The sequence below is a fragment of the Halioglobus sp. HI00S01 genome, from assembly GCF_001635445.1.
Taxonomy (GTDB): Bacteria; Pseudomonadota; Gammaproteobacteria; order Pseudomonadales; family Halieaceae; genus Halioglobus; species Halioglobus japonicus.
Genome location: NZ_LWEE01000282.1, coordinates 1 through 208 on the forward strand (window position 1 = coordinate 1; position 208 = coordinate 208).

General features: G+C 61.1%; 1 protein-coding gene. It reads right to left on the reverse strand.

The features are described from left to right. A partial coding sequence (locus A3709_RS19545; RefSeq protein WP_156507866.1) for a serine hydrolase occupies positions 1 to 208 on the reverse strand: 208 nt, incomplete at both ends.

Genomic DNA, 208 nt, shown 5'->3' on the forward strand with positions numbered 1-208 from the left:
GTTTTTCAGGGTCTCGCCGATATAGCCTCCCAGGGGCAGGCCGGTGAAGCGGTTCTCAGCGGCGCGGGGGATATCCCGTGCGGTCAGGCCGTAGCGGAAGTAACGCATGCCCATGGGTTTGCGCACATGAGCGTCCAGGTACTGGGAAACCGTTTTGCCGGAGGTGCGTCGAATCAATTCATCCAGCAGAAAGCCGCCGGTAATGGCG